This is a genomic window from Capnocytophaga sp. oral taxon 329 str. F0087, from assembly GCF_000213295.2.
GTDB lineage: Bacteria > Bacteroidota > Bacteroidia > Flavobacteriales > Flavobacteriaceae > Capnocytophaga > Capnocytophaga leadbetteri_A.
Genome location: NZ_KN390000.1, coordinates 36,505 through 43,111, shown reverse-complemented (window position 1 = coordinate 43,111; position 6,607 = coordinate 36,505). Strand labels below are relative to the sequence as shown.

Annotated in this window: 7 protein-coding genes; 1 reads left to right on the top strand and 6 read right to left on the bottom strand. The window is 39.4% G+C overall.

The genetic code is table 11. From position 1 onward, the window contains the following. Nucleotides 1-129: 129 nt before the first annotated feature. Nucleotides 130-351, top strand: a complete 222-nt coding sequence (locus tag HMPREF9074_RS05495; protein ID WP_155846649.1) for a hypothetical protein — start codon at nucleotides 130-132, stop codon at nucleotides 349-351. A gap of 26 nt (nucleotides 352-377) precedes the next feature. Here the strand turns inward: HMPREF9074_RS05495 and HMPREF9074_RS05490 are convergent, their stop codons facing one another. The 6 genes from HMPREF9074_RS05490 to HMPREF9074_RS05465 form a co-directional block, all read right to left on the bottom strand. Next, on the bottom strand, nucleotides 378-983 hold the full coding sequence (locus tag HMPREF9074_RS05490) for a hypothetical protein (protein ID WP_009391904.1): 606 nt from the start codon (nucleotides 981-983) through the stop codon (nucleotides 378-380). 142 nt (nucleotides 984-1,125) lie between these two features. Then, on the bottom strand, nucleotides 1,126-1,494 hold the full coding sequence (locus HMPREF9074_RS05485) for a 3-hydroxyacyl-ACP dehydratase (RefSeq protein WP_009391902.1): 369 nt from the start codon (nucleotides 1,492-1,494) through the stop codon (nucleotides 1,126-1,128). A gap of 23 nt (nucleotides 1,495-1,517) precedes the next feature. Further along, nucleotides 1,518-2,114 carry a flexirubin biosynthesis protein LolB2 gene (locus HMPREF9074_RS05480; RefSeq protein ID WP_009391900.1) on the bottom strand — a complete coding sequence of 199 codons (597 nt, stop codon included), beginning with the start codon at nucleotides 2,112-2,114 and terminating at the stop codon, nucleotides 1,518-1,520. Continuing rightward, nucleotides 2,092-2,706, bottom strand: a complete 615-nt coding sequence (locus HMPREF9074_RS05475; RefSeq protein ID WP_009391898.1) for a flexirubin biosynthesis/transport protein LolA2 — start codon at nucleotides 2,704-2,706, stop codon at nucleotides 2,092-2,094. Before HMPREF9074_RS05475 ends, HMPREF9074_RS05480 begins: the two co-directional genes overlap by 23 nt. Next, nucleotides 2,706-3,377: a polysaccharide deacetylase family protein gene (locus tag HMPREF9074_RS05470; protein ID WP_369700494.1), complete on the bottom strand. Its 672-nt coding sequence runs from the start codon at nucleotides 3,375-3,377 to the stop codon at nucleotides 2,706-2,708. The genes HMPREF9074_RS05475 and HMPREF9074_RS05470 overlap by 1 nt, the downstream gene beginning before the upstream one ends. A 216-nt stretch (nucleotides 3,378-3,593) precedes the next feature. Next, the coding region (locus HMPREF9074_RS05465) for a T9SS type B sorting domain-containing protein (RefSeq protein ID WP_034539921.1) at nucleotides 3,594-6,607 on the bottom strand (3,014 nt) is incomplete at its 5' end.

The following is a 6,607-nucleotide window of genomic DNA, read 5'->3' as shown; positions in this document are numbered from 1 at the left end:
GAGCACTTATCGTCTCATTTGCGGGTGCAAAGGTACGGCGTTTTTTTAATTCTGCAAATTTTTTAGCACTTTTTTTTGAAGTTTTTTTGAGGGGAATTGTTAAGTGGTTGGAAATCAATGGTTAGAGAGATGAAGATTTTTTGGGGGAAAATGGGAGGAATGGGAAGGCTGGGAGGTTTGAGAGGGCTGAGAGGGCTGGGAGGGCGAGCCGCACAGGCGATTATGAAACAGGTGGGGCAAATGGGAGGCTTGGGAAGGCTGAGAGGACTGGGACAAGTGGGACAGGTGAGACAAGTGGGACAAGTGGAACAAGTGGGAACAAAAAAAGCTGCCTTTGGTAAGGCAGCTTAATTTTTTATTATATACTAATTATTTAATTATTCATCATCTCCATCAAAGTAGTCTAAAAACTCTTTGATAAGTTTGGTAGGATTGGCTTTTTTCGTCCAAAGGATAGGAGTTTCTTCAAATTCCTGTTGGTGAATAATAATAGGTATATTACGTGTAAATACCTTCTCTACCTCTCCTTCATCTATAAGACGCTTGGCAAGTGCTATCACCTCTTTAATAAATTCTTTAGTGAATCTATCACCTTTTTTGAGAATTTTTTCATATAAATCTTCGTCTTCCTCGATAGCACGGTCGTTTTCTTCGTCAGAATAAAAATAAGGTGTTTTGGCAAACCACTGCTTGAGTTGTTTGTCTTTCTTACCTCCTATAGTTTCAATTTCAGTTTGTAACCAATAGTCATAATTCCACTTTGCATCTTCTTTTGACGCAGCATTATAGCTTTCTTCTTTTACATTTAAAAGGGTATTATAGCTCAGTGTAACCTTAGGAAATCGCAAGTCTTCATCATCACAAGTATAGCAGAGAGACAAAACGTATACATCTTTTCTATCTTCTTCATTTACAATTTCTTGAATTGCATTTTTCAGCTTCTCATAACTCTTCTCAGTAAAATTCTTTCTTTCCTTTTCCACTATTAATTTGTTATTTTAGTTATATTTTTGGGATTGTGTTTTTCTAAAAATTGCCTGCAAAAGTAATTCTTTTATTTTAGATAGTGAAACTTTTTAAGCTATTTTTTTTCACTAAAGATAATGTGATAAGGAAACGAACTATTTATGACAGTATTTTATAGCTATTCGTAAGTTTTAGGGCTATAGTGTTTTCGTATGAGGTATCGCTTTTTACTAATACTTGTCCGTCTTGGGTTTGTAAGCTGAGTGAAAGTTGCAAGAAAGGATGAAGCTCTGGGTTGATAAGGGCTGTAAATTTTACATTGAGCATCTGGGTAAGCTGTAATTGGTGACCTGTGATTTGCTCGGTGAGATTTTTGACGATTTGCATCATACACACCCCAGGTGTAACGGGATTATTAGGAAAATGACCTTTGAAAATAGGGTGCTCAGCATTGAGGGTTAGCGTACAAAGATAAGTGTTAGCTGCTATTTGTTGTAAGGTATTGAGGGTATAAAAATCTTTTAACATCTTTAACAATTGAAAGTTGGCAATTAATAATTATGAATGGGTTCTAAAATTATTTGAATCTTAAGGGTGTGGTGCTCTATTGTTATATTGTCAGGGGTATAAGTAAAGGTTGTGTATAAGCTTTTGGCTTTCATATTAAGCTGCTTAGAAAGGTTAGTGCCTGAAGTAAAGAGATAAACTGTATCACTTCCAACGCTACACTGTTGTACCTCTGTAGTGCCTTCAGCATATTTTTGAATGACAACAAAATGAGTTTGCAGTAATTTCTGAAAATCGGCTATAAGCGTATTGATGATAACTTTACGATTAAGGTCAGGGAGAACATAATTGACCTCTACCCTACCCTCTTTCTTTTCAAAATCAAAAAGAGTATTGCCAAAATCAGTAGTGAGAGCCACTCGCCAAGCGTTATCAGCAGTGATTTTAGCCGCTAAAAGCCCGCTAAAAGTGTGTCCGTATGCCGTTATTGTAGCCCGATAGAGGTATTGTTCGCCTACTAAAAAATGCGGATTCTTGACCGTTTCTGTAGTTTTTGGCACTAACTGGTATTGCGAGGGGAGTTGATAAGGCGTAGAACAGCCTACAAATAACAGCAGACTATATTTTAAAATTCGCTTCATCAATAGAGGTATTTAGTTTTTTATTTGTAAAAATAATTTCGGTATAATCAGCAGTGGGTTCGATGAGTTTCACGCGGTCTACTAAATATTGGGCATCAAAATAAAGGTTAATCTCGCGTATATACTTCAGCAGGGTTTTATCTTTAGGCAACAACTTCACAAGGGTATGCTTGCCTGATTGCGAAAGACTGATAGTAAACTCTTTCTCGTCAAACATATCACCGGTAACTGAGCTGATAATAAGATGATTAATTTTCTTAAAAACTTTATTATCAGCTTTTATTTGTGATACTTTGCCTGCATCATTCACCGTAATATTATCTTTCTGAAAGATAATACGATATTGGTAAGGCTTAGTGTATTGCCAATTGAGTTGTGAAGGTTTAGCAAAAGCCATTTTGCCAAAGGTCTCGATATCTTTGCTCATAAAATCGAGGTGTTTTTTCTGCTGGAAATCTGCTTGCATAGTTTGTAACGTACGAGTTTTAGCGATAAGCTGTGCTTTGAACTGGGCAGATTGTTCGGCAGTAAGGGGCTGAGCTATAAGGACAAAAGGAGCACAGAGGCTCAGTAATAAGAAAAGAGTTTTCATCAGAAATCTGTAGTTATTGTATAATTGTTATCTTTGAGATATTGCAATAAGCGTTCCAAAACGTGCAGACTGCGCTCGAATTTATCGTGCATCAGTATAATATTGCCGGCACTGAGTTTGCGGGTGATACGCCTAAAAAGCCGGTCTTCATCAGTAATGACTGTATCTAACGAACGAATGTCCCAGCCGATAGTTTTTTTATGAGTAGCGCGAATGGCACGAGCTAAGGGAGGATTGGTGATGCCATAAGGCGGGCGAAAAAGAGGAGTGTGTATACCTAACTCTGCTAGGACAGCATCAGTGCGTTTAATTTCGTCTATAAGTCGTTGGGTATGCAGTAGGTTTCGGGGCTGGTGACTAAAAGTATGATTCGCCAGAAGATGTCCTTCGGTTTTCATACGGCGCAACACTTCAGGGTATTTTTGTATTTGTTCGCCTACGCAAAAGAAAACGGCTTTGGCATTGTATTGCTTCAGTAAATCTAAGAATTGAGGTGTAAGTGCTGAAGGACCATCATCGAAAGTGAGAACAACCGTTTTAGGAGGTCGCCCCTTTAGGCAGTACTGAGTAGGAATAAAGTAGGAAAGACGGATATCGAATACTCCCCACGAGAGCAAGGCCAAATATAAGAGCAGTCCCACACCATATATATAGATAGGAACTCGCCACAGTACCGCAGCGAGTACTGCAAGTACAAAAAAAGCCGTTATATAGAAATGTTTGTTCAAGATGATAAATTTGAATATGGGACAAAAGTAGTATTTTTTTCTGTTTTTAAGCCTATTATTAGACACTTATTTTTCGCTTTTTCTTCGCTTATCCTTCGGTGTAGATGGCTTGTTCGTATATCCATTGTATAGGGTAAGTGGCTACAGAAAATTTTTCTATTACCTTTTTAAATATAAGCACCCTATCTGTCGCTGTAACTGACGGGTCTCATCATAATATTCTATCAAGTAAAAATAAGTGTCTTGAGGTAAGAGGACTGCATTAGGTAGAGATACCTCCCCCTCGACAATTCCTTTGAAGACCCTTTGACGATTGTCGTAATGAGATATTGTGAAGACTTTTTCGCCGTTACGGTTATATATAGTAACTTGATTATCAGGATAATTCTCTATTCCTACAATATGGAAATAGTCATTTTTGTCATCACCATTAGCAGACATCGCATTATCTGCTACAACTTTGTGAGTAACTTTGACCATAACGGTAGCAGTGGTGCAACTTTGAGAGGAGGGCGTGCATAGCTCATAGACAAAGTAGTCGGTGCCTATAAAGCGCACGCGGGGACGGTATAGTATTGTGTTATCTTCTTTGACAAAAGCATCGCCATTTGTTGGAAAAATGACAATCTTTGGGGAGGCAGTATAGGGCGTATCATTATCTAATACTGCGATGCGTATGGGGGTATTCATAGGAGTAGTAGCACTGTCTGACACTGCTATAGGCTGATTAGTAGCACTTTGGGTAGTGGAAGAAGTATCTGTTTCTACTGTGGCGGAGACCGTAGGGGTAACAGGAGTCTGTAAAATAGTAATGGTAATAGTCGCCGTCTGACAAATAGGTTTTTGGTTCTTGTTTTTTGAGTCGCAGATACGGTAGTTTAAAGTGTAACGCCCTATTGGGGTTTGAGGTGGAACAATGATGTTGCCGTCTTTAGTGATGATAAAAGTATTAGGAGTAGACTGTGGTAACAAGCTAAAAATAACTTTTCGGATATCAATGGGTTTTCCATTTAGGCGGTCGTTAGTGAAAACGCTGCCGACAGTTGTAGCGGTAGTAGTGGTGCTTGCGGTAGTGGTAAGAGTATAGGTGTCGTCTGAAAGGGTAATAACAGTTGGGGTAGTAACTGATTGTAATATTGCAATAGTTACAGTTGCCGTTTGACAAATGGGCTTGTGGTTCTTGTCCTTTAAGGTTTGAGAGTTGTCACAAATACGGTAGTTTAAGGTGTAACGCCCTATTGGGGTTTGAGAGGGAACAATAATGTTGCCTTCTTTAGTAATAACAAAAGAAATAGACGTAGATTGCGGCAACAAGCTAAAGATTACTTTTTGGATATCAATAGGTTTTCCGTTTAGGCGGTCGTTACTGAGGACACTACCGACAGTTGTAGCGGTAGTAGTGGCGCTTTCGGTAGTCGTAACAGTATAGGTGTCATCTGAAAGTGTGAGAATGGTCGGGGTGACTACAGTCGGGGTAGTAGTAGCAGTGACAGTGGTGCTTGTCGCAGTAGTTGGAGTAGTAACTGATTGTAATACTGCAATAGTTACGGTTGCTGTTTTACAAATAGGTTTTAGGCTCTTGTCTTTTGAGGTTTGAGAGTTGTCGCAGATGCGGTAGTTTAAAGTGTAACGCCCTATAGGGGTATGAGGTGGGACAATGATGTTGCCGTCCTTAGTGATGACAAAAGTACTAGGTGCAGATTGCGGTAATAAGCTAAAAATTACTTTTTGAATATCAATGGGTTTTCCGTTCATACGGTCGTTAGTGAAAACACTTCCTACAGTTGTAGCAGTAGTAGTAACACTCTCGGTAGTTGTGAGCGTATAGGTGTCGTCTGAAAGGGTAATAACTGTTGGGGTGGTAGTAGCGGTGACGGTGGTGCTTGTTGTAGTGGTTGGGGTAGTGACTGTTTGTCGCACTAATATGGTTACAGTTGCTGTTTGACAAATAGGCTTTAGGTTTTTATCTTTTGAATTTCGAGAATTGTCACAAATGCGGTAATTTAAGGTGTAACGCCCTATAGAGGTTTGAGCTGGAACAATGATGTTGCCGTCTTTAGTGATAACAAAAGAGGTTGGGGTAGATTGTGAAAGTAGGCTAAATATTACTTTTTGGATATCAATAGGTTTTCCGTTTATACGGTCGTTGCTGAAGACGCTGCCGACAGTTGTAGCAGTAGTAGTGGAGCTCTCAGTAGTAGTGAGAGTATAGGTATCGTCTGAAAGAGAAATAACAGTCGGGGTGACTATTGTAGGGGTAGTAGTTGTGACGATGGTGCTTGTTGTAGTGGTGGGGGTAGTAACTGATTGTAGCACTGCAATAGTTACGGTTGCTGTTTGGCAAATTGGTTTAAAGCTCTTATCTTTCAAGGTTGAAGAGTTGTCGCAGATACGGTAATTTAGGGTGTAGCGCCCTATAGGCGTTTGAGGTGGGACAATGATATTGCCGTCCTTAGTGATGATGAAAGTATTGGGAGTAGATTGTGGTAACAAACTAAAAATTACTTTTTGAATATCAATAGGTTTTCCATTCATACGGTCGTTAGTGAAGACGCTACCGACAGTTGTAGCGGTAGTAGTGATGCTCTTGGTAGTAGTAAGTGTATAGGTGTCGTCTAAAAGGGTAATAACGGTAGGGGTGACTATAGTAGGGGTAGTAGTAGTGATGGTAGTGCTTGTTGTAGTGGTTGGAGTAGTAACTGTTTGTAATACTATAATGGTTACGGTTGCTATTTGACAAACAGGCTTAAAATTCTTGTTTTTTGACGGTTGAGAGTTATCACAAATACGGTAATTTAAGGTATAGCACCCTATAGGGGTTTGCGCTGGGACAATGATATTGCCGCCCTTAGTGATAACAAAAGAAATAGACGTAGATTGCGGTAATAAGCTAAAGATTACTTTTTGAATATCAATAGGTTTTCCGTTTAGGCGGTCGTTAGTGAAGACACTACCTACAGTTGTGGCGGTAGTAGTAACACTCTCGGTAGTAGTGAGAGTATAGGTATCGTCTGAGAGTGTGATAATTGTCGGGGTGACTATGGTAGGAGTGGTAGTAGCGGTAACGGTAGTGTTTGTTGTAGTTGGGGTAGTAACTGATTGTAGTATTGCAATAGTTACAGTTGCTGTTTTACAAATAGTTTTTTGACTCTTGCCCTTTGAGGGTTGAGAGT